This is a genomic window from Cupriavidus nantongensis, assembly GCF_001598055.1.
GTDB classification, from domain to species: Bacteria; Pseudomonadota; Gammaproteobacteria; order Burkholderiales; family Burkholderiaceae; genus Cupriavidus; species Cupriavidus nantongensis.
The window spans coordinates 4,117,511-4,139,814 of sequence record NZ_CP014844.1 but is presented as its reverse complement, the minus strand read 5'-3'; the positions used below and the strand labels follow the sequence as shown (position 1 = coordinate 4,139,814).

The 22,304-nt window shown below is 67.0% G+C and carries 18 protein-coding genes; 11 read left to right on the top strand and 7 right to left on the bottom strand.

What is annotated here, in order from left to right; genetic code table 11:
- The first annotated feature begins 245 nt into the window (after positions 1–245).
- Together icd and A2G96_RS19130 are read left to right on the top strand one after the other, a co-directional pair.
- On the top strand, positions 246–1,496 hold the full coding sequence (icd, locus tag A2G96_RS19135; RefSeq protein ID WP_062801636.1) for an NADP-dependent isocitrate dehydrogenase: 1,251 nt from the start codon (positions 246–248) through the stop codon (positions 1,494–1,496).
- A 141-nt stretch (positions 1,497–1,637) separates the two neighbouring features.
- On the top strand, positions 1,638–2,099 hold the full coding sequence (locus A2G96_RS19130) for a VOC family protein (protein WP_062801635.1): 462 nt from the start codon (positions 1,638–1,640) through the stop codon (positions 2,097–2,099).
- Positions 2,100–2,327: 228 nt separating this feature from the next.
- Here the strand turns inward: A2G96_RS19130 and A2G96_RS19125 are convergent, their stop codons facing one another.
- A complete protein-coding gene (locus A2G96_RS19125; protein ID WP_012353757.1) occupies positions 2,328–2,534 on the bottom strand; it encodes a cold-shock protein in 207 nt (68 codons plus the stop codon).
- A 509-nt stretch (positions 2,535–3,043) separates the two neighbouring features.
- Here A2G96_RS19125 and clpS point away from each other — a divergent pair.
- From clpS to A2G96_RS19105, 4 genes are all read left to right on the top strand, one after another.
- Positions 3,044–3,370, top strand: a complete 327-nt coding sequence (gene clpS / locus A2G96_RS19120) for an ATP-dependent Clp protease adapter ClpS (RefSeq protein WP_010814998.1) — start codon at positions 3,044–3,046, stop codon at positions 3,368–3,370.
- Positions 3,367–5,661 carry an ATP-dependent Clp protease ATP-binding subunit ClpA gene (clpA, locus tag A2G96_RS19115; protein WP_018007976.1) on the top strand — a complete coding sequence of 765 codons (2,295 nt, stop codon included), beginning with the start codon at positions 3,367–3,369 and terminating at the stop codon, positions 5,659–5,661. Before clpS ends, clpA begins: the two co-directional genes overlap by 4 nt.
- A gap of 129 nt (positions 5,662–5,790) precedes the next feature.
- The gene (locus tag A2G96_RS19110; protein WP_062801634.1) at positions 5,791–6,798 is read left to right on the top strand and encodes a tripartite tricarboxylate transporter substrate binding protein; all 1,008 of its coding nucleotides are present in this window, start codon (positions 5,791–5,793) and stop codon (positions 6,796–6,798) included.
- A 44-nt stretch (positions 6,799–6,842) separates the two neighbouring features.
- Positions 6,843–7,691 carry a VOC family protein gene (locus tag A2G96_RS19105; RefSeq protein WP_062802246.1) on the top strand — a complete coding sequence of 283 codons (849 nt, stop codon included), beginning with the start codon at positions 6,843–6,845 and terminating at the stop codon, positions 7,689–7,691.
- 56 nt (positions 7,692–7,747) lie between these two features.
- On the opposite strand, the gene dut is transcribed toward A2G96_RS19105, so the two are convergent.
- From dut to A2G96_RS19080, 5 genes are all read right to left on the bottom strand, one after another.
- On the bottom strand, positions 7,748–8,248 hold the full coding sequence (dut, locus tag A2G96_RS19100; RefSeq protein WP_062801633.1) for a dUTP diphosphatase: 501 nt from the start codon (positions 8,246–8,248) through the stop codon (positions 7,748–7,750).
- Positions 8,249–8,277: 29 nt separating this feature from the next.
- Positions 8,278–9,480, bottom strand: coding sequence for a bifunctional phosphopantothenoylcysteine decarboxylase/phosphopantothenate--cysteine ligase CoaBC (coaBC, locus tag A2G96_RS19095; protein ID WP_062801632.1), 1,203 nt, complete (start codon positions 9,478–9,480; stop codon positions 8,278–8,280).
- A gap of 46 nt (positions 9,481–9,526) precedes the next feature.
- Entirely contained in the window at positions 9,527–10,051 is a 525-nt protein-coding gene (gene lspA, locus A2G96_RS19090) for a signal peptidase II (RefSeq protein ID WP_062801631.1), read from the bottom strand.
- Positions 10,051–12,942 (bottom strand): isoleucine--tRNA ligase, encoded by a 2,892-nt coding sequence (gene ileS, locus A2G96_RS19085; protein WP_062801630.1) that lies wholly within the window; start codon positions 12,940–12,942, stop codon positions 10,051–10,053. Before ileS ends, lspA begins: the two co-directional genes overlap by 1 nt.
- A gap of 119 nt (positions 12,943–13,061) precedes the next feature.
- On the bottom strand, positions 13,062–14,075 hold the full coding sequence (locus tag A2G96_RS19080) for a bifunctional riboflavin kinase/FAD synthetase (protein WP_062801629.1): 1,014 nt from the start codon (positions 14,073–14,075) through the stop codon (positions 13,062–13,064).
- Between the two features lie 236 nt (positions 14,076–14,311).
- On the opposite strand from A2G96_RS19080, the gene A2G96_RS19075 reads away from it, so the two are divergent.
- Positions 14,312–16,126: a hybrid sensor histidine kinase/response regulator gene (locus A2G96_RS19075; protein WP_062801628.1), complete on the top strand. Its 1,815-nt coding sequence runs from the start codon at positions 14,312–14,314 to the stop codon at positions 16,124–16,126.
- Between the two features lie 45 nt (positions 16,127–16,171).
- On the opposite strand, the gene A2G96_RS19070 is transcribed toward A2G96_RS19075, so the two are convergent.
- Positions 16,172–16,831, bottom strand: a complete 660-nt coding sequence (locus A2G96_RS19070; RefSeq protein WP_012353747.1) for a response regulator — start codon at positions 16,829–16,831, stop codon at positions 16,172–16,174.
- Between the two features lie 253 nt (positions 16,832–17,084).
- On the opposite strand from A2G96_RS19070, the gene purN reads away from it, so the two are divergent.
- The 4 genes from purN (at position 17,085) to A2G96_RS19050 (ending at position 22,210) form a co-directional block, all read left to right on the top strand.
- A complete protein-coding gene (gene purN, locus A2G96_RS19065) occupies positions 17,085–17,753 on the top strand; it encodes a phosphoribosylglycinamide formyltransferase (protein ID WP_062801627.1) in 669 nt (222 codons plus the stop codon).
- A complete protein-coding gene (locus A2G96_RS19060; protein ID WP_062801626.1) occupies positions 17,750–19,162 on the top strand; it encodes an RsmB/NOP family class I SAM-dependent RNA methyltransferase in 1,413 nt (470 codons plus the stop codon). The genes purN and A2G96_RS19060 overlap by 4 nt, the downstream gene beginning before the upstream one ends.
- A 58-nt stretch (positions 19,163–19,220) precedes the next feature.
- Positions 19,221–20,627, top strand: a complete 1,407-nt coding sequence (locus A2G96_RS19055; protein WP_062801625.1) for a mechanosensitive ion channel family protein — start codon at positions 19,221–19,223, stop codon at positions 20,625–20,627.
- Positions 20,628–21,019: 392 nt separating this feature from the next.
- Entirely contained in the window at positions 21,020–22,210 is a 1,191-nt protein-coding gene (locus A2G96_RS19050) for a DesA family fatty acid desaturase (RefSeq protein ID WP_062801624.1), read from the top strand.
- Positions 22,211–22,304 lie beyond the last annotated feature (94 nt).

Genomic DNA, 22,304 nt, shown 5'->3' with positions numbered 1-22,304 from the left:
GGTCGGTCAGGTCGGCCGGATCGGGGTCCGGCCCGATTGGCGGATGATGAAAAATTGCTGCATAATATAAAATTAGTCTTGTGTCTTATATAAGACTGAAGCCGACCAGGCATGGCGCCGGCATGATGCACGGCAGTATGGGCGAGGCATCCAGGCCCGCTACAATGCACAGCGCCATCTCCCCGAATCTCGCCGTCCGGCCACGAACCGGCGGCAGTCACAACCGTTCCGTAACTGGAGACGTCATGTACCAACACATCAAGGTTCCGGCAGGCGAAAAGATCACGGTCAACCAGGACTTTTCGCTCAATGTCCCGGACAACCCGATCATTCCTTATATCGAAGGCGACGGTACCGGCCTCGATATCACCCCGGTGATGATCAAGGTGGTCGACGCGGCCGTGGCCAAGGCCTACGGCGGCAAGCGCAAGATCGCCTGGATGGAGATCTACGCCGGCGAGAAGTCGACCAAGGTCTACGGCCCGGACGTGTGGCTGCCGGATGAAACCCTGGACGTGCTGAAGGAATACGTGGTGTCGATCAAGGGCCCGCTGACCACGCCGGTCGGCGGCGGCATCCGCTCGCTCAACGTGGCGCTGCGCCAGCAGCTGGACCTTTATGTCTGCCTGCGCCCGGTACGCTACTTCAAGGGCGTGCCCTCGCCGGTGCGCGAGCCGGAAAAGACCGATATGGTGATCTTCCGCGAGAACTCGGAAGACATTTACGCCGGCATCGAATGGGCGGCAGAAAGCGACCAGGCCAAGAAGCTGATCGCCTTCCTGCAGAACGAGATGGGCGTGAAGAAGATCCGCTTCCCGGCCACCTCGGGCATCGGCGTCAAGCCGGTGTCGCGCGAGGGCACCGAGCGGCTGGTGCGCAAGGCGATCCAGTACGCGATCGACAACGACAAGCCGTCGGTGACGCTGGTGCACAAGGGCAACATCATGAAGTTCACCGAAGGTGGCTTCCGCGACTGGGGCTACGAGCTGGCCCAGAAGGAATTCGGCGCCGAGCTGGTCGACGGCGGCCCGTGGTGCAAGTTCAAGAACCCGAGGACCGGCAAGGACATCGTGGTCAAGGATGCCATCGCCGACGCCTTCCTGCAGCAGATCCTGCTGCGCCCGGCCGAATACTCGGTGATCGCCACGCTGAACCTGAACGGCGACTACATCTCTGACGCGCTGGCGGCGCAGGTCGGCGGCATCGGCATCGCGCCGGGCGCCAACATGTCGGACTCGGTGGCGATGTTCGAGGCCACCCACGGCACCGCGCCGAAGTACGCCGGCAAGGATTACGTCAACCCGGGCTCGGAAATCCTGTCGGCCGAAATGATGCTGCGCCACATGGGCTGGACCGAGGCCGCCGACCTGATCATCGCGTCGATGGAGAAGTCGATCCTGTCCAAAAAGGTCACCTACGATTTCGCCCGCCTGCTGGAAGGCGCGACGCAGGTGTCGTGCTCGGGCTTCGGGCAGGTGATGATCGACAATATGTGAGTACAGACTCCCGCCACGGCGGGCCAGCTGTCGACAAGACCCCGGTGCCGGATACCCGGTGCCGGGGTTTTTTCTTGCCCGCCGCCGCCGCGTTGGCTAGAACTTCAGGACCGACGGGCATCCGGCCCGGGGGAGACTGGCATGGACGATCCCTTCCGCCGCACCGCCTTCGGCGCGGCGCTGTTCTACAAGGATCCGCTGGCGGCGCTGGACTGGCTGGAGCGGGCGTTCGGGTTCGAGCGGGTCATGGTGATCCGCGACCAGCAAGGGCAGCTGGTGCATTCCGAAATGCGTTTCGGCGACAGCTATCTGATGGTGGGCAGCGAGTGGGCAGACTTTACCGCCAGCCCGGCGTCGGTCGGCGGCAAGAACACGCAGACCGTGCATGTGCATCTGACCGACGGGCTCGACCAGCATTGCGAGCGGGCCCGGGCCGCCGGGGCCGTGATCCTGCGCGAGCCGCAGGATGAATTCTATGGCGACCGCACCTACACCGCGCGCGATGCCGAGGGCCATGTCTGGACCTTCGGCCAGACTGTGCGCAAGGTCACCAGGGAGGAGGCCGAACAGGCCAGTGGGCTGAAGATCGACGGCTGGACCTGAGCCGGCGCGAGCGGGCGGCGCAAGAAAGGCCGGCCCAAAAACCAGAAAGCCCGGCGCCAGGCCGGGCTTTCGATCGGGTGTGCGTGCCGCTGATGCGAGCCGGTGCCCGCCGCGCCGCCCCTGGCGGCCAGCGGGGCGCTGGCATCGGTCCCGTCCCGGGGGAATCCCCCCACACCCTGGTTGACCGCTCCGGTGGCTCTGCGGCCGGGGATGCGGTCGCGGCGCGCTTTAGCTGGCGTCCTGGATATTGGTGGCCTGCTTGCCCTTAGGGCCCTGGACCACCTCGAACGAGACGCGCTGGCCTTCCTTCAGCGTCTTGAAGCCCGCCATCTGGATAGCCGAAAAGTGCGCAAACAGTTCTTCTTCGCCCTCGTCCGGCTTGATGAACCCGAATCCCTTGGCGTCATTGAACCATTTGACGATACCGCTTGCCATATACTCCCCCAACGAAATAGCAGATTTTCAAGCGGGGAAGCTTGCCAGCCAGACGGCACGGACTGCGGCGCCATGGCTGGCCGCGTGCTGAAATGCGGCCGGCGATGACGCGCGGCGAGGTGCTATCGCGAAGCGGCCAGTCTGATTGCTGACTCGCCGCCGCGGGCCGTGGGCCTCCCTGCTCACGGATCACCCGCCCTCGGCTGTTGCTTTGGCTCGCTGCCTTCGGTGGGTGTGCGGCCGATTTTTCTGGCAAAGCCGGAGACTGTCAAGCTGGCGGATTCCCCACTGCCAGAAGGGTGTGGCAGGAACCGGACGGCGCGCGGTGTTACCGTTGCCAGGAATCGGCGGCTGCCGAGCCGGATTTTCGGCCGGGCGGCGACGTGCCTTGCAAGGCCTTCCGCGGAACTATCCGCTCCCATTTACCACGGAAAACCGGTGGCCGGACTCTTGAATCCACCGCCTTTTCCCCAAATTGCAGAGTTGCGAGTAAGGGTTAGAATAAAGCCATGGCTACACGGCTTGCGAATGTCCCACAACGCGAAGCGGGCACCATCCTGGAGCGCAAAGAGCAGGCGCTGAAACCGCCTGCCATGTTCAAGGTGGTGCTGCTGAACGACGACTACACTCCGATGGAGTTTGTCGTGATGATCCTGCAGCAGTATTTCAGCAGGGACCGGGAAACGGCGACGCAGATCATGCTGACCGTGCACCGGGAAGGAAAGGGCGTCTGTGGTATCTACACCAGGGATATCGCGGCGACTAAGGTCGAGCTGGTGTCAACGCACGCGCGGCAGGCGGGGCACCCCCTGCAGTGCGTGATGGAGGAAGCATGATTGCGCAAGAATTGGAAGTGAGCCTGCATATGGCTTTTGTCGAAGCCAGGCAGGCACGCCACGAGTTCATTACCGTGGAGCACCTGCTGCTGGCATTGCTCGACAATCCCACGGCAGCTGAAGTCTTGCGCGCCTGCGCGGCCAATATCGAGGACCTGCGCACCAGCCTTAAGAACTTCATCGCGGACAACACGCCGGTGGTGCCGGGTACCGACGAGGTCGATACCCAGCCCACACTGGGTTTCCAGCGCGTGATCCAGCGCGCCATCATGCACGTCCAGTCGACTTCCAACGGCAAGAAGGAAGTTACCGGCGCCAACGTGCTGGTCGCGATTTTCGGCGAGAAGGATTCGCACGCGGTCTATTACCTGCAGCAGCAGGGCGTGACGCGCCTGGACGTGGTCAATTTCATCAGCCACGGCATCCGCAAGGACCAGTCCGAGCCGGCCAAGCACGGCGAGGCGGCCGGCGAGGGCGAGGGCGGCGACGGCAAGGAAAGCCCGCTCGAGCAATACACCCAGAACCTGAACGCGCTGGCCAAGGCCGGCAAGATCGATCCGCTGATCGGCCGCGAAAGCGAAGTCGAGCGCGTGGTCCAGGTGCTGTGCCGCCGGCGCAAGAACAACCCGCTGCTGGTGGGCGAGGCCGGCGTCGGCAAGACCGCGATTGCGGAAGGCCTGGCGTGGCGCATCACCAAGAACGAGGTCCCGGACATCCTGGAAAAGGCCACCGTCTACTCGCTCGACATGGGCGCGCTGCTGGCCGGCACCAAGTACCGCGGCGATTTCGAGCAGCGCCTGAAGGGCGTGCTCAAGTCGCTCAAGGACAATCCGAACGCGATCCTGTTTATCGACGAGATCCACACGCTGATCGGCGCGGGCGCCGCCTCGGGCGGCACGCTGGACGCGAGCAACCTGCTCAAGCCGGCGCTGTCGTCGGGCCAGCTCAAGTGCATCGGCGCGACCACCTTCACCGAGTACCGCGGCATCTTCGAGAAGGACGCGGCGCTGTCGCGGCGCTTCCAGAAGATCGACGTGGTCGAGCCGTCGGTGGACCAGACCGTGCAGATCCTGCGCGGGCTGAAGTCGCGCTTCGAGGAGCACCATGGCGTCAAGTACGCGTCGTCGGCGCTGACCGCCGCGGCCGAGCTGTCGGCGCGCTTCATCACCGACCGCCACCTGCCGGACAAGGCCATCGACGTGATCGACGAAGCCGGCGCGGCGCAGCGCATCCTGCCGAAGTCCAAGCAGAAGAAGACCATCGGCAAGGGCGAGATCGAGGACATCGTCTCGCGCATCGCGCGCATCCCGCCGCAGAGCGTGAACCAGGACGACCGCAGCAAGCTGCAGACGCTGGAGCGCGACCTGAAGTCGGTGGTGTTCGGCCAGGATCCTGCGATCGAGGCGCTGGCGTCGGCGATCAAGATGTCGCGCGCGGGCCTGGGCAAGACCGACAAGCCGATCGGCTCGTTCCTGTTCTCGGGCCCCACCGGCGTGGGCAAGACCGAGGTCGCCAAGCAGCTGGCCTTCATCATGGGCATCGAGCTGCTGCGCTTCGACATGTCCGAATACATGGAACGCCATGCGGTCAGCCGCCTGATCGGCGCGCCGCCGGGATACGTCGGCTTCGACCAGGGCGGCCTGCTGACCGAGGCCGTCACCAAGAAGCCGCACTGCGTGCTGCTGCTGGACGAAATCGAGAAGGCGCATCCGGATATCTTCAATATCCTGCTGCAGGTGATGGACCATGGTTCGCTGACCGACAACAACGGCCGGCGCGCCGACTTCCGCAACGTGATCATCATCATGACCACCAACGCGGGAGCGGAGACCATGAACCGCGCCACCATCGGCTTCACCAGCTCGCGCGAGCAGGGCGACGAGATGGCCGACATCAAGCGCATGTTCACGCCGGAGTTCCGCAACCGGCTGGATGCCACCATCAGCTTCCGCTCGCTGGATGAGGAAATCATCCTGCGCGTGGTCGACAAGTTCCTGATGCAGCTGGAAGAGCAGCTGCACGAGAAAAAGGTGGAAGCCAGCTTCAGCGAGAAGCTGCGCAAGTTCCTGGCGCACAAGGGCTTCGATCCGCTGATGGGTGCGCGGCCGATGCAGCGCCTGATCCAGGACATGATCCGCAAGGCGCTGGCCGACGAGCTGCTGTTCGGCCGCCTGGTCTCCGGCGGCAAGGTGGTGGTGGATCTGGACGAGCAGGACCAGATCAAGCTCGATTTTTCCGAGATCGAGCCGGAACCGCCCGAGGCGCCCGAGGAACAGCGCGCAGAAGCCTGAGCGATATTCGGCCGCGTTGCCAGCAACGGGGTCGATCATCGGGCAAAATAGCGGGGCGGCCAGACTGGCCGCCCCGTTTCTTTTTCCCTGCCGCCCCACGCCCCCAGCGCCCCGAAACCGAACGCCCCGATGTCCTCTGCCGACCGCACGCGGCGCCGCCGCCTGCTGCTCAAGATCCTGCCGCTGGGCGCCCTGCCGGGCGCGATGCTCCATGCCGCCGCCGCCAGCGCTGCCGATGGCGCCGCCAGCCAACGTCCGATCGCCCTGGTGCTGCCGTTCCCGCCGGGCGGCAGCGTCGACATCGTCGCGCGCCAGCTGCAGCCCGGGCTGAAGGCGGCGCTGGGGCAGACCGTGGTGGTGGACAACAAGCCAGGCGCGGGCGGGCTGATCGCGTCGAGCACCGTGGCGCGCGCGCGTCCCGACGGCAATACGCTGCTGATGGCGTTCGACACGCATGCGATCAACCCGTTTGCCTACAAGCAGCTGCCCTACGACACCTTCCGCGACTTCTCGCCGATCTCGCAGCTGGTGCGCTTCCCGCTGGTGATCGCCGCCAACCCGGCGCTGCCGGCGTCGAACGTGCGCGAACTGGTGGCGCTGGCCAGGGCCAGGCATGACGGCGTGCGCTATGCGTCGTCGGGCATCGGCAGCCTGAACCAGCTCGCGGCCGAGGCGCTTGCGACCGAGGCCGGCGTGCATATGCTGCACGTGCCCTACAAGGGTGGCGGCCCGGCGGTGCAGGCGGTGCTGTCCAACGAGGTCGACATCTTCTTCAGCAGCTACGCCGCGGTGCAGGCGCACGTGGCCGCGCGCACGATCAAGGTGCTGGGCGTGACCGGCACCAGCCGCCTGCGCCAGCTGCCGCAGGTGCCCACGGTGGCCGAGCAGGGCCTCAAGGGCTTCGAGGCGTATTCGTGGATCGGCGTGTTCGGTCCAGCCGACCTGCCGGCAGCGACGGTGACGCGCCTGCACGGCGCGCTGGTCGAGTCGCTGCGCCAGCCGCGCGTGGTCGACGCGCTCGGCGCGCAAGGCTTCGAAATCGTCGGCGGCAGCCCGGCCGAGCTGGGCCAGCTGGTACGCCGCGAGCATGACAAATGGCAGGCGGTGGCGCGCAAGGCCAATATCCAGTTCGAATAAACCAGTCCGGCGCCGTCGCGCGCCATGCGTCCGGGGGAATGCCGATGGCAACGCAAGCAGAAATGTTCGATCACGCCGTGGTGGTGTGCCCAGACCTTGATGCCGCGGCACAGGCCTGGCAGCGCCTGGGCTTTACGCTGACGCCGCGCGGCTATCACACGCTGGGCTCGCAGAACCACTGCATCATGCTGCAGCGGGACTACCTCGAGCTGCTGCACGTTAGTGCGCCCAGTCCCAGCCGGCAATATTACTGGGACGCCCAGCAGCGCGGCGGCGGCTGTGCGGCGATGTCATGCAAGAGCGCCGATGCCTTTGCCACCGCGGCGCGGCTGCGCGCGGACGGCTGGCATACCTCGGAACCGATCGAATTCTCGCGTCCGGTGCGGCTCGACGATGGCAGCGAACATCCGGCCACTTTCCGCGTGACCGCGCTCGACGACGCCCCGGGTGCGCGCTATTTCGTCTGCGAGCATCGCACGCCCGAGCTGCTGTGGCGGCCCGAGTGGATGCGCCACGCCAATGGCGCGAGCAGCATCGCGACCATGTTCCTGGTGGTGGCCCCGGCGTTGGTGGATGCCGCCGCGCGCGCCTATGCCGAGCTTACCGGCGGCGAGCTGACGCAGCTGAGCGAACATGTCAGCAGCCTGGCGGTCGACAACGCCACGCTGGTGCTCAGCACGCCGCAGGCGCTGGCGTCAGCCACCGGCACCACGCATATCCGGCGCGACGGGCCGGGCTATGCGGCGATCCGCCTGCGCACCCACGACCTTGCGGCGGCCCGTGCCGGCTGGCGCGAGCAGGGCGTGCCGACCCACGACCTGGGCCCGCGCGAAACCCTGGTGACTGCCGATGCCGCCAGCGGCGTGGCCTTGCTGTTCGAACAGCAGGGCTGAAATGCAAACTGGCGCCCCGCGGGGCGCCAGTGCTTCATGCCGAGGCCGACAGCTCGTCAGGCGCTGGCCCTGGCGTGATGCACGCCGGTCGAGCCAAAGCCGCCCGCACCGCGTTCGCTGTCCTGGCTGAACTCTTCGACCGTCGAGAACACCGGCCGCAGCACCGGCACGAACATCATCTGCGCAATGCGCTCGCCCGGCTGGATCACGATCGGCTCGGTGCCGGGCGCGTTGCGGTTCCAGACGCTGACCATGATCTGGCCCTGGTAGTCGGCATCGATCACGCCGATCGAATTGCCCAGCACCAGCCCCTTCTTGTGGCCCAGTCCGGAGCGCGGCACGATGGTCGCGGCCATGTACGGGTTTCCCATATGCACGGCGATGCCGGCCGGCACCAGTTGCGCGGGCGTGCCAGGCGCGATCGCCACCGGCGCGTCGACGCAGGCGTGCAGGTCGATGGCGGCGGCCATCTCGCTCTGGTAGGCGGGCAGGCCCCATTGGTTCAGGCGCGCATCGAGCACCTTGATTTCGACGGTCGGGTTCAGAGGCTGGGTCATAGACAATCTCGGGGAATGCGTTGCAAAAGTCAGGGCCGCGCGCGGCCGGGCAGGCGCAGGCCGATCGCCGCGACCAGCTGGCGTGCCAGCGACAGCTTGTCGGCGCGTGGCAGCCGCGTCATGCCGGCGGCGTCGAACAGCACGATCTCGTTATCGTCCAGGCCGAAGGTGTGGTGGCCGATATTGCCCACCAGCAGCGGCACGCCCTTGCGCTGGCGTTTCTGCTCGCCGTACTGCTCCAGATTCTCGCTTTCGGCGGCAAAGCCGACGCAGTAGGGTGCGTCGGCGCGGGCCGCGACCGCGGCCAGGATGTCGGGGTTCTGCACGAACTGCAGCGTCGGGGTATCGCTGTCGTTGGCCTTCTTCAGCTTCTGCTGCGCGACCTCGGCCGGGCGCCAGTCCGCCACCGCGGCCACCGCGACAAAGACATCGACACCTTGCAGCTGCGCCATCACCGCGTCATGCATCTGCTGCGCGCTGCGCACGTCGGTGCGCATCACGCCGCGCGGCGTGGGCAGTCCGGTGGGGCCGGCCACCAGCAGCACTTCGGCGCCGGCCTCGCGCGCCGCGCGCGCGATCGAGAAACCCATCTTGCCGGACGACAGATTGGTGATGCCGCGCACCGGGTCGATCGCCTCGAAGGTCGGGCCGGCGGTGATCAGCATGCGCTTGCCTTGCAGCGGCTTGGGCTGGAAGAAGGCGATGATGTCGTCGAGCAGCTCCTCGGGCTCGAGCATGCGGCCGTCGCCGACTTCGCCGCAGGCCTGGTCGCCGCTGCCCGGGCCGAGGACCACCACGCCGTCGGCGCGCAGCTGGGCGGCGTTGCGCTGGGTGGCGGGGGCGGCCCACATCTGGCGGTTCATCGCCGGCGCCACCAGCAGCGGGCAATCGCGCGCGATGCATAGCGTGCTCAGCAGGTCGTCGCACAGGCCGTTGGCCAGCCGCGCCATGAAGTCGGTCGATGCAGGGGCGATGACAATGGCGTCGGCCTCGCGCGAGAGGTCGATATGCGCCATGTTGTTGTCGATGCGCGCATCCCATTGCGACAGAAAGACCGGCCGGCCCGACAGCGCCTGCATCGTCACCGGCGTGATGAAATGCGTCGCCGCCTCGGTCATGGCCACCTGCACGGTGGCGCCGGCCTTGGTCAGCAGCCGGACCAGCTCGGCCGACTTGTAGCAGGCGATGCCGCCGGTCAGGCCGAGAACGATGTGCTTGCCGCGCAAATCCATGGTGGGGAACCTGGCTGGGAAGGGAAGGGAAAGTTAGTGGCGCCGCTCAGTGCTTGCGCACCCGCCGCAGCTCGTCGACGATCAGCAGCACCGCGCCCACCGTGATCGCGCAGTCGGCGACATTGAAGGCCGGCCAGTGATACCGGCCCACGTAGAAGTCCAGGAAATCGATCACATGGCCGTAGACCACGCGGTCGATCACGTTGCCGACCGCGCCGCCCAGGATCAGCGACACCGCGAAGCAGAACAGCCGCTGGCCGGTATGGCGGTAAAGCAGCCAGACGATGAACGCGCCGACCACCACGCCCAGGCCGGTGAAGAACCAGCGCTGCCAGCCGCCGGCGTCAGCCAGGAAGCTGAACGCCGCGCCCTTGTTGTAGACCAGCACCAGGTTGAAGAAGCCGGTCACCGGGCGCGACTCGCCGTAGCTGAAGCTGCGCACGATCACGATCTTGAAGAACTGGTCGAGCAGCACCACCAGCAGCGCAAACGCCATCCACAGCAGCGGGGTGGTGGTGGCAGCCTTGTTGCGGCGCGCCGGACGCGCCGAACGGGACGTGGTCGATGCCATCAGGCATGGCTCCTGTGTTCGCCGGCGCCGAACAGGTTGCTGTCGCAGCGGCCGCAGAGGGTGGGGTGGTCGGGGTTGTGGCCGACGTCGGCGCGGTAGTGCCAGCAGCGCTCGCACTTGGCATGCGCCGACGGCGTTACCGTCACCAGCAGGTCGCCGGCCTCGGGCGCGGGCGCGACCTTGGCCGACGAGGTCAGCAGCACGAAGCGCAGGTCGTCGCCCAGGCTTTGCAGCGCCGCCAGCACCGGACCGCCGGCCTGGATGGTCAGCTCGGCCTGCAGCGACGAACCGATCTCGCCTTCCACGCGCACCGCTTCCAGCTGCCGCGTGACCTCGGCGCGCACTTCGCGCAGCGTATGCCATTTCTGCAGCAGGTCGTCGGCGTCGTCGACTTCCGGCACGGCGTAATAGGTGCTGGTGAAGATGGTGTCGGTGTGCTCGGTGCCATGGGCGAACACCTGCCACGCTTCCTCGGCGGTGAACGACAGGAACGGCGCCATCCAGTGCAGCATCGCCTGGGTGATGTGATACAGCGCGTTCTGCGCGGCGCGGCGCGCCTTCGAGTCCGGCGCGGTGGTGTAGAGGCGGTCCTTCAGCACGTCGAGGTAGAAGCCGCCCAGGTCCTCGGAGCAGAAGGTCTGCAGCTTGGCCACCACCGGGTGGAATTCGTAGGCCTCGTAGTGCGACAGCACTTCCTTCTGCAGCTGCGCGGTCAGCGCCACGGCGTAGCGGTCGATCTCCAGCCACTCGGCCGCCGGCAGCGCGTGTTTGCCGTGGTCGTAGTCGGACAGGTTCGACAGCAGGAACCGCAGCGTATTGCGGATGCGGCGATAGCCTTCCACCACGCGCTTGAGGATCTCGTCCGAGATCGACAGCTCGCCGGAGTAATCGGTCGAGGCCACCCACAGGCGGATGATCTCGGCGCCCATCTTGTTTGCGATGTCCTGCGGCGACACGGTATTGCCGACCGACTTGGACATCTTGCGGCCTTCGCCGTCGACGGTGAAGCCGTGCGTCAGCAGCGCCTTGTAGGGCGGCTTGCCGTACAGCATCGACGCGGTCAGCAGCGACGAGTGGAACCAGCCGCGATGCTGGTCCGAGCCTTCCAGGTACAGGTCGGCCAGACGGCCGTCGGTCTCGTCGGCGGCCGCATCGTACAGGTCGTCGCGGTGCGAGCCGCGGATCACGGTCCAGTGCGTGGTGCCGGAATCGAACCAGACGTCGAGCGTGTCGCGGTTCTTTTCATACTGGCTGGCCTCGTCGCCCAGCAACTCGGCCGGGTCCAGCGTCTGCCAGGCTTCGATGCCGTGCTGCTCGACGCGTTTGGCGATCGCTTCCAGCAGTTCAGGCGTGCGCGGATGCAGCGCGCCGGTTTCCTTGTGCACGAAGAACGCCATCGGCACACCCCACTGGCGCTGGCGCGACAGGGTCCAGTCCGGGCGGTGGGCGATCATGTTGTGCAGGCGCTGCTTGCCCCACGACGGATAGAACTCGGTCGCCTCGATGCCGGCCAGCGCGGTCTCGCGCAGCGTCGGCACGGGCTTGCCGTTTTCCTCGGTCGGGTCCACGTCCATGCCCGCGAACCACTGCGAGGTGGCGCGGTAGATGATCGGCGTCTTGTGGCGCCAGCAGTGCATGTAGCTGTGGGTGTACTTGTGCGAGTTGAACAGGTTGCCCGATTCCTGCAGCGCATCGACGATCTTGGGGTTGGCATCCCAGATCGACAAGCCGCCGAACAGCGGCAGCGTGGCGGCGTAGACGCCGTTGCCCATCACCGGGCTGATGATGTCCGCATCCGCCATGCCATGCGCCTTGCACGACTGGAAGTCTTCCACGCCATAGGCGGGGGCCGAGTGCACGATGCCCGAGCCGGTGTCGGTGGTGACGTAGTCGCCCAGGTAGATCGGCGACAGGCGGTCATAGCCGGCGTCCATCCTGGCCAGCGGGTGATGGAAGCGGATTTCCGACAGCGCAGCACCGGTGGCCGTGGCGACGACCTTGCCTTCCAGGCCATAGACCTTCAGTTGTTCCTCGACCCGCTCGGTGGCCAGGATCAGGTGGCCGCGCGGGGTGTCGACCAGCGCGTATTCCACCTCGGGGTGCACGTTCAGCGCCTGGTTGCTCGGGATGGTCCACGGCGTGGTGGTCCAGATCACGATCCAGCCGGGCCTGGCGTCGATCTGCTCGACCGGCACCTTGAACGCGTGCGCCAGCTTGTCGGTTTCCGCGAACGGAAAGCCCACGTCGATCGACAGGTCGACCTTGTCCTTGTATTCGACTTCGGCCTCGGCCAGCGCCGAGCCGCAGTCGAAGCACCAGTTCACCGGCTTCAGGCCGCGGAACACATAGCCCTTTTCCATGATCTTGCCGAGCGCGCGCAGTTCGTCGGCCTCGTTGCTGTAGTTCATGGTCAGGTAGGGGTGGTCCCAGTCGCCCAGCACGCCCAGGCGCTCGAAGTCCACCATCTGGCGCTTGATCTGCTCGGTGGCGTACGCGCGCGCCTTGGCCTGGACTTCCTGCACCGGCAGGCCCTTGCCGAACTTCTTCTCGATCTGGATCTCGATCGGCATGCCGTGGCAGTCCCAGCCCGGCACGTAGACGGCGTCGAGCCCGGTCAGGCCGCGCGCCTTGATGATCATGTCCTTGAGCACCTTGTTGACGGCGTGGCCGATATGGATATCGCCGTTGGCATACGGCGGGCCGTCGTGCAGCACGAACTTCTTCGCGCCCTTGCGCGCCGCGCGGATCTTCTTGTAGAGCTGCTTGTCCTGCCACTGCTTGACCCACTGCGGCTCGCGCTTGGGCAGGTCGCCACGCATCGGGAACGGCGTGTCGAGCAGGTTGACGGGATACTTGTTCTTCTCGGGCTTGGCGCGTTTGTCGTCAGACATTTCGATTCTCAGGGCAATTCGGTTGGCGCGCGGCCGGCAGTGGCCGGCGGGCGCGCGTGAAGACTGGGGCAGGCGGCGTGCGAACCGGGCCCGCGCAGCGGGATGCGGGGCGCCGGCCGCTACCTAATTCGGTCGGTGGCCGAGGTGGCGAAATCGCGGCCGCCGCTGCCGTCGGCTGCCACCGCCCCTGCCGAGGCGCCCGGCACCGTCAGGCCGAAGAAGGCGCGCGCATCGGCGCTGTCCTTGGCGATCGCGGCGGTGAGTTCATCCAGGGAGTCGAAGCGCGCCTCGTCGCGCAGCTTCTTCATGAATTCGACCCGCACCAGCTTGCCGTACAGGCTTTCATTGAAATCGAACAGGTGGACTTCGAGCAGCACCCGGCCGGCGTCCTCGATGGTGGGGCGCACGCCGATGCTGGCCACGCCCGGCAGCGGATGGTCGGCGATGCCGTGCACCTGCACCACGAAGATGCCGCTGACCGCGGGCCGCTTGTGCGAGATGCGCAGGTTCAGCGTCGGGAAACCGAGGTCGCGGCCCAGCTTGCGGCCGTGGATCACATGGCCGCTGATGGCGTAGCCGTGCCCCAGCAGCCGCCGCGCGTGCTCCAGGTCGCCATCGGCCAGCGCCTGGCGCACCGCCGAGCTCGAGATGCGGATGCCGCCCTCGGACACCGAGCCCATCTGCTCGACATCGAAGCCGTAGCGGCGTCCGGCCTCCTGCAGGTAGGCAAAATCGCCGGCGCGCTTGGCGCCGAAGCGGAAATCGTCGCCGACCAGCAGCCAGCGGGTGTGCAGGCCATGCCAGAGCACGTTCTCGACGAATTCCTGCGGCGACTGGCTGGCAAAGTGGGCGTTGAAGTGTTCCACCACCACGCGGTCGACGCCGTTGCGGCGCAGGCTTTCCAGCTTGTCGCGCAGCAGCGCGATGCGGGTGGGGGCCTTGTCCGGCGTGAAGAACTCGCGCGGATGCGGCTCGAAGGTCATCACGCACAGCGGCAGGCCGCGCGCATCCGCCGCCGCCCGCGCACGCGCGAGCAGCGACTGGTGGCCGCGATGCACACCGTCGAAATTGCCGATGGTGAGCGCGCAGGGCGCCCGGCTCTCGGCGTTGGGCAGGCCGCGGAAGACTTTCACGGGGACGGCGGGAAACGATTCGGGTAAAGCGAGCATTATAAGGCGAATGGGTCGGCTTGCCGCTGCTGCCGCCCCCGGCCGGTCCTGGCGCTGCGGCTTTTGTGCCGCAACCGGCCCTCCCGCCATGGCGCGATGCCGCGAAAGGCGGCATGATAGGCGCCACTTTGGCTCACCCATGGGATCGCTGCGGCACGCCGCGCGGCATGCCCGACCTTACGCCCATCCCTGATTCCCAGTTGAAAGCGCTGACCTATCGGTTCTTTTCCCGGCTCCTGCCCAGGGGCCTGCCTCAGCCGAGCGCCCAGCTCGACGTCGAGACGCGCGCCAAGCTGATGGCGATCGTGCACAAGAACGCGCCAACCGCCATCGTCGCCTCGGTGCTGCTGCCCGCGCTGACCACCGCCGGTTTCTGGAACGACGTCAGCCGCGCCGCGCTGCTGGGCTGGTGCGCGGTGATGCTGCTGCTGACTACTGGCGGCCTGTGGTTCTACATTGGCTACCAGCGCGACCATGCCCTGATGAGCCGTTCCGCGCACACGCACAAGTGGTGGAACAACATGCGCGCGGTCGCGTTCCTGACCGGCGTGACCTGGGGCAGTTCGGCGCTGCTGCATTTGTATACGGCCTCGCCGGTGTTCTCGAGCGTGCTGTACCTGCTGACCCTCGGCGTGCTTGCCGGCGGCGCGGTGTCGCAGGCGCCGGTGCCGTCAAACCTGCTCTATGCCGGCGTGCCGATCCTGGTGCCGAACCTGCTGATGGCGGAGTTCGCCTTCCCCGGCCACGGCGTCTATGTGCAGGGCCTGCTGGCAATCTACGCGCTGATGCTGTCGCGCCATGCCTTCAACCTGCAGGTGACGCTGGTGCGCGCGATCCAGCTGGAGGGCGACAGCCGGCGCCTGGCCAAGCAGTTCCAGGACGAGAAAGAGCGGGCGCTGCACGCCAGCGAAGAAAAATCGCGCTTCCTGGCCGCGGCCAGCCATGACCTGCGCCAGCCGGTGCATGCGCTGGTAATGCTGGTCGAGGCGCTGCGCGCGCGCAACCAGTCGAGCGCGCTGCATCCGCTGGTGGAGCAGGTGGCCGCGGGCACCCAGACCATCGACCTGCTGTTCCGCTCGCTGCTGGACCTGTCCAAGCTGGAAGGGCGCAAGGTCCTGCCGACGCTGGAGCCGTGCGAGCTGGGCGCGCTGATCCGCGACGTGATGAGCCAGTTTGCCGCCGACGCGCGCGAAAGCGGGCTGACCCTGACCCCGCGCGTGCCGGACGAACTGTACGCGATGGCCGAGCCGGTGCTGCTGCGCCGGGCCTTGTTCAACCTGGTGCAGAACGCGCTGCGCTACACCCAGCGCGGCGGCGTGCTGATCACCGCGCGCCAGCGCCGCAAGAACGTGCGGCTGGAGGTCTGGGACACCGGCGCCGGCGTCACGCCCGAGCATCTGCCGGACATCTTCTCGCCCTACTACCAGGTCCACAACCCGCAGCGCGACCCGTCGCAGGGCCTGGGCCTGGGGCTGGCGATCTTCAAGGAATGCGTGCGGCTGATGCGCGGCACCTATGGCGTGCGTTCGGTGCCGGGCAAGGGCTCGGTGTTCTGGTTCGCGCTGGCGCCGGTGCCGGCCGAGACCGTGGCCAGCGTGCGCGAGATGCGCGCCATGGCGCAGGCCGAGGAGGCCAAGCCCGATCGCCTGCAGGGCACGGTGCTGGTGGTCGACGACGACAGCCAGATCCGCAAGGCGTGGATCGCGCTGATGGAGGCCTGGGGCATCCGCGTCGCCTGCGCCGCGCACGGTGCCGAGGCCGACAAGCTGTTCGCGCAGGGGCTGCGCCCGGACATCATCTTCTGCGACCTGCGCCTGCCCGGCAGCGAGAACGGCCTGGACCTGCTCGAGCGCTGGCAGAACACGCAGCCGCAGGCGCGCAGCGCCTTGCTGACCGGCGACCTGAAGTCTGCGGCGCTGGCGGCGGCGGAGGAGGCGGGTTATTTCGTGCTGCCCAAGCCGGTGGACCCGGCCTCGCTGCGGATGCTGCTGCGGCGCTGGCTGCGGCCGGCCTGAGGCCAGCGGCCGGCGCGCCCTGGCGAGCGGGGAGGGCGGCTGACCTTACTGGCGCAGCCGGAACCGTTCCATGCGCGACATCACCTGCATGCGGGTGCGCACGCCCAGGCGCTGCAGGATCGCAGACACGTGTTCCTTGACGGTGTTCTCGGTCAGCCCCAGCCGCCGCGCGATCACCTTGTTGGGCAGGCCTTCGAGCACCAGCGCCAGCACCGAACCCTGGCGCGGCGTCAGGCCCAGTTCGGCGGGCGTGACCGGAATGCCGTGGGCCGGGCCGAACGACTGCGCGCGCCCGTTGAGGGCTTCATCGGTGGGGAAGGCGGTGTCGCCGGCCAGCACCTTGCGCACCGCGGCGGTGAAGGCATTGGCGTCGAGGTGCTTGCCGACGAAGCCGCATGCCGACAGCGCGCGGGCGCGGCCGACGATTTCGGGGGTGGCCTCGGCCGACATGAAGATAAAGCGCGCGCCCGGGATGACGGTCTTGAAGGTCTGCATGGCATCGAAGCCGGTACCATCGTTCAGCCAGATATCGAGCAGCACGATATCGGGGCGCAAGCCTTGCTGCAGGCTGGCCAGGGCCTCGCGGGCGCTGCCGGCGGCATGGACTGCCACATCCGGCATGACTTCGGCCAGGAAGGCGGTGGTCCCTGACAAGGCCATAGGATGATCATCGACCACCAACAACGTCGGTGCAGCGTTCGACATGCGAATTCCCGTTCAAATATCCCGTTTCGTCCTTGTTGTCACCTCTCCGGAGATCCTGTGTCATGCACAGGAATGGCGCGTGGACGTAGGGCCCACTCTAGCAGAGGGGGCGAAGCGTCACAATCCATCAATCGGGTTATACGGCTTCGCTACCACAGGCCAGTTAATCGGCGCCTGTCCGGATCTCGTGAATTAAGCACGTACTGGTCTGGCTTTACCGGAGTTTAGCGCCTTGCCTTGGTAGAATTGCGCGATGAAAAAAATTGTCATCTTGATTTCCGGGCGAGGCTCCAATATGGAAGCCATCGTCCGTGCCTGCGCGGACGGCGGCTGGCCCGCCCGTGTGGCGGCGGTGCTGTCGAACCGGCCGGACGCCGCGGGCCTGCAGTTTGCGCGCCAGCAAGGCATCGAAACCGGCGTGGTCGACCATCGCCGGTACCCCGACCGCGCCGCCTTCGACGCGGCGCTGGCCGAAGCCATCGACGCCCATGCCCCCGACCTGGTGGTGCTGGCCGGTTTCATGCGTATACTCACGCCCGGCTTTGTCGACCGCTACGCGGGCCGGCTGCTGAATATCCATCCGTCGCTGCTGCCGTGCTTCCCCGGCCTGAATACCCACCAGCAGGCGCTGGATGCCGGTGTCAAGCTGCATGGCGCGACCGTGCATTTCGTGACCCCGGAGCTGGACCATGGCCCGATCGTGATCCAGGCCGCGCTCGACGTGCTGCCGGCCGACACGCCCGCGACCCTGGCCGAGCGCCTGCTTGCGTGCGAGCACGTGATTTACCCCCGCGCCGTGCAGTGGTTCGTCGAGGACCGGCTGCAGCTGCAGAACGGCGTAGTCAATGTTATCAACCCGGCCGAACCGCAATTGCTGATGGCCATCTCCGCCGCGACCCCGGCGGCAGGAGTCCAGGCATGAGCCGTACCCAGGCAGGAAACCGTTCCCCGCGCGGCGAGGGCCGCGCCCCCGCGCGCAGCAAGGGCAAAAGCAGCCCGATCCGCAAGTCGCCCCATGCCGGCAGTGCTGGCGCCGCCAACGGCGCTGCCACGCGCACGCATGGCGGGCTGCATGCCACCCACATCCAGCATATCGATCGCCTGCTGGGCAAGGTGATGCTGTTCGCGCGCCCCGCCGATGCGGTGGTCAGCTACTACTTCCGCGAAAACCCCAAGCTCGGCCACCGCGAGCGCGGCATCATTGCCGAAGCGATCTACGCGGTGCTGCGCCGGCGCGTCGAGTTCGCCCAGTTTGCCGAGAGCGGCACCGGCGCGGCCTCGCGTCGGCTGGCATTGCTGGGCCTGGCGGCAACGCTGGGCCGCGATGCGCTGTCGCCGTTCCTGTATCCCGATGAAGCCGAGTGGCTGGATCGCCTGACCACGATCGAGCGCTCCAGCCTGGCGCCGCGCGTGCGCGCCAACCTGCCCGAGTGGCTGTACGACGAACTGGTGCGCCAGCATGGCGAGGCCTTTGCCGCGGCGCTGGGCGATGCCTGGCTGCGCCCGGCGCCGCTGGACCTGCGCGTCAACCTCGGCAAGACCAGCCGCGAGGCCGCGCTGGCCGAGCTGCAGGCCGCGGGCCTGGGCGCCGAGCCTACGCCGATGGCGCCGGCCGGCATCCGCATGACCGGCAAGCCGGCGCTGAACCAGCTGCCGGTCTTCGTCAACGGCCTGGTCGAGGTGCAGGACGAAGGCAGCCAGCTGCTGTGCAACCTGGTGGCGCCGCGGCGCGGCGAGATGGTGGTCGACTTCTGCGCCGGCGCGGGCGGCAAGACCCTGGCGCTGGGCGCGGCGATGCGCTCGACCGGCCGGCTCTACGCCTTCGACGTATCGGAAAAGCGCCTGGCCAACCTGAAGCCGCGGCTGGCGCGCAGCGGCCTGTCGAACGTTCATCCGGTGCTGATCGACTCCGAACGCGACGCCAAGATCAAGCGCCTGGCCGGCAAGGCCGACCGCGTGCTGGTCGATGCGCCGTGCAGCGGCCTGGGCACGCTGCGCCGCAATCCCGACCTGAAGTGGCGGCAATCGCCGGAGTCGGTGCTGGAGCTGACCGCCAAGCAGACCGCGATCCTGGACTCCGCGGCGCGGCTGGTGAAGGGCGGCGGCCGCGTGGTGTACGCGACCTGCAGCGTGCTGGAGGCCGAGAACGAGCAGATCGTGCGCGATTTCCTTGCCGCGCATCCTAACTTCCGCCTGGTGCCGGCCGCCGAAGTGCTGGCCGAGCAGAAGATCGAAGTGCCGGGCCTGCCGGACAACGGCATGTTCGCCTTATATCCGCACCTGCACCAGACCGATGGCTTCTTTGCCGCGGTGCTGGAGCGCACCAGCTGACCGCGGTTTGCAGCCGCGCCGTCCGCCGCGCGCGGGCGGCCCACACTGAATCTGCACCATGAACGGTGAAACCCTGTCCGACCTCGGCGGCCTGAAGGACCTGAAAGCCTCGCATTCGATGTTCGGCAAGATGCTGGACGACCTGGTCCGCGACGCGGGCGGCCCCGGCTTCTTCTGGCAACTGCTGGTGCTGGCCGGCTGCCTGCTGGTGGCGTGGCCGCTGGCGCGGTTCGTGGTGCGGCGGCTGGAGGCGCGCTACGAAGGCTCGAGCTTTTCGGTGCGCTTCGCCGCCGCCAGCCTGGAACGCGCCATGTTCCCGCTGGCCGGCTGGGCGCTGGTGCTGGTAGCCCGCTTCGCGCTGGCGCCACTGATCCCGGTCAGCGTGCTGCGGCTGGCGCTGGTGCCGCTGTTTGGCATCACCGCGCTGAATTTCACCTTCTACGTGCTGCGCCGCGTAATGTCCGGCAGCGGCCAGCTGCACGGCATGCTGCTGCTGGTGGAGAAGGTGCTGACCACGCTGGTGTGGATCGGCATGGCCCTGTACGTGCTGGGCGTGCTCGGCGACGTGGTGGGCTGGATGGAGAGCGTGCGCTTCTCCATCGGCGGCAAGCAGAAGATCAGCGTGGCCGAGACCCTGATGGCGGTGGTCTGGATCCTGCTGACGGTGCTGGTGGCGCTGTGGTTCGGCTCGTGGCTGGAAGAGCGGCTGATGCGCTCGGCCAACCTCGACGGCAACCTGAAGGTGGTGCTGACGCGGATTTCCAAGGCCGTGCTGCTGCTGGTGTCGCTGCTGCTGAGCTTGTCGCTGGTAGGCATCGACCTGACCGTGCTGTCGGTCTTCGGCGGCGCGCTGGGCGTGGGCCTGGGGCTGGGTTTGCAGAAGATCGCCAGCAATTACATCTCCGGCTTCATCATCCTGCTGGACCGCTCGGTCAAGCTCGGCGACCAGATCACGGTCGACAAGTACACCGGCATCGTTTCGCAGATCCGCACCCGCTACACCGTGGTGCGCAACGGCGACGGCGAGACGCTGGTGCCGAACGAGCAGCTGGTGGCGCAGTCGGTGCAGAACCATTCGTTCTCGAATACCAACGTGCGCGTGGCGACCCGCGTGCAGGCCGACTACAGCGCCGACCCCGAGACCGTGATCGCGCTGCTGACCGAATGCGTGCGCAACCTGCCGCGCGTGCTGCCCGACCCTGAGCCGGCGGCCTTCCTGGTGCTGTTCGCCGACAGCGGCATCGAGTACGAAGTCGCGGTGTTCGTGGCCGATCCGCAGAACGGCAAGCTCGGCGTGCAATCGGCGATGAACCGTGCCATCTGGCGCACGCTGCGCGAACACGGCATTTCCATCCCGTATCCGCAGCGCGAGTTGCGTGTGATGCACGAGACGCTGCCAGCGGGTCCGGCGGGTCCAGCCGGTCCGAAAGCGAGCACATTGCCAGAGGCCGCCAACGCCTCTTGAGCGTCTCGTCAGGCCTGCACGCGCGCGAGCGACGGATGCCGCACCCGTGGAACGAAAACCGTTGCTCCCCGTCCAAATCCGGGAAATAGCGTATGCTTGCGCCCGCGGCGATCCGGTAGAATGCCGGGTTGTCGCGGGTTGAGACATCCCGCTCCCACATCAGACAGCCGCCAGATTGCAGCGGCTCGTACCCGGCTCGCTTCATGAGCCGCTAGCCACGGCCGGCGCCCCGCGTGCCTGCCCTGGGGGAGCCCGGAGCGACTTCGGGTCCCGTGGCAAGCGCCAGACAGCTATCGCAATCAATAGATTCGCAGCTATTTTTTCTGCGCGTTGTGTGTACCGGCCCAGCCGGCTTGCACGGGAAAGTCCCTGTTTAACCGACGGAGAACAGTTTGTTCGACACTATTCTTGACTGGGCCGCCAACGGCCTTGCCAACTGGACCTGGTGGGAGATCGTCATCTACACGCTGGTGATGACGCATATCACGATCGCCGGCGTCACCATCTTCCTGCACCGCTGCATGGCGCACCGGTCGCTGGATCTGCACCCCATCGCTCAACACTTTTTCCGCTTCTGGCTGTGGCTGACCACGGGCATGGTCACGCGCGAGTGGACCGCGATCCACCGCAAGCACCACGCCAAGTGCGAAACCGAGGACGATCCGCACAGCCCGCAGACCCGCGGCATCCGCAAGGTGCTGCTGGAAGGCGCCGAGCTGTACCGTGCCGAGGCCAAGAACAAGGAAACCATCGCCAAGTTCAGCCATGGCTGCCCCAATGACTGGATCGAGCGCAACCTGTACTCGCGCTTCACCTGGCAGGGCGTCGGCCTGATGCTGATCATCGACCTGGCGCTGTTCGGGGTGATCGGCATGACCGTGTGGGCGGTGCAGATGCTGTGGATCCCGATCCATGCCGCCGGCATCATCAATGGCCTGGGCCACTGGTGGGGCTACCGCAACTACGATTGCGAGGACGCGTCGACCAACGTGTCGCCGTGGGGCCTGATCATCGGCGGCGAAGAGCTGCACAACAACCATCACACCTACCCGACCTCGGCCAAGTTCTCGATCAAGTGGTATGAGTTCGACGTGGGCTGGGGCTATATCCGCGCGATGCAGGCGGTCGGCCTGGCCAAGGTCAAGAAGATCCCACCCAAGGCGCGCCTGGTCGAGGCCCGTCCGGTCGACCACAACACGCTGGAAGCCATCATCGCCAACCGCTATGACGTGATGGCGCGCTACGCCAAGGCCGTCAAGGGCGCGTTCCGCCAGGAACTGGAAAAGCTCAAGGAAGGCCGCGTCGCCGAGTACCGCAGCTTCAAGCCCGCCAGCAAGTGGTTCCACCGCGAGGAAACCAAGCTGGCCGCGCAGCAGCGCGAGCAGCTGGCGAGCATCGTCGAGCAGAACAAGGCGCTGCAGACCTTCGTCGAAATGCGCCGTGAACTGGCCGCCATCTGGGGCCGTTCCAACCTGACGCGCGAGCAGCTGCTGCAGCAGCTGCAGGCCTGGTGCCACCGTGCCGAGGCCAGCGGTATCCAGGCGCTGCACGATTTCTCGCTGCGCCTGCGCCGCTACGCCTGATACAATTCGGCCGCGCCGTATGGTTTGACAAAGCCCCGCCCATGGCGGGGCTTTTGTTTTAGATAAACTCCCCATGTTCTGGCCGGCCGCACCC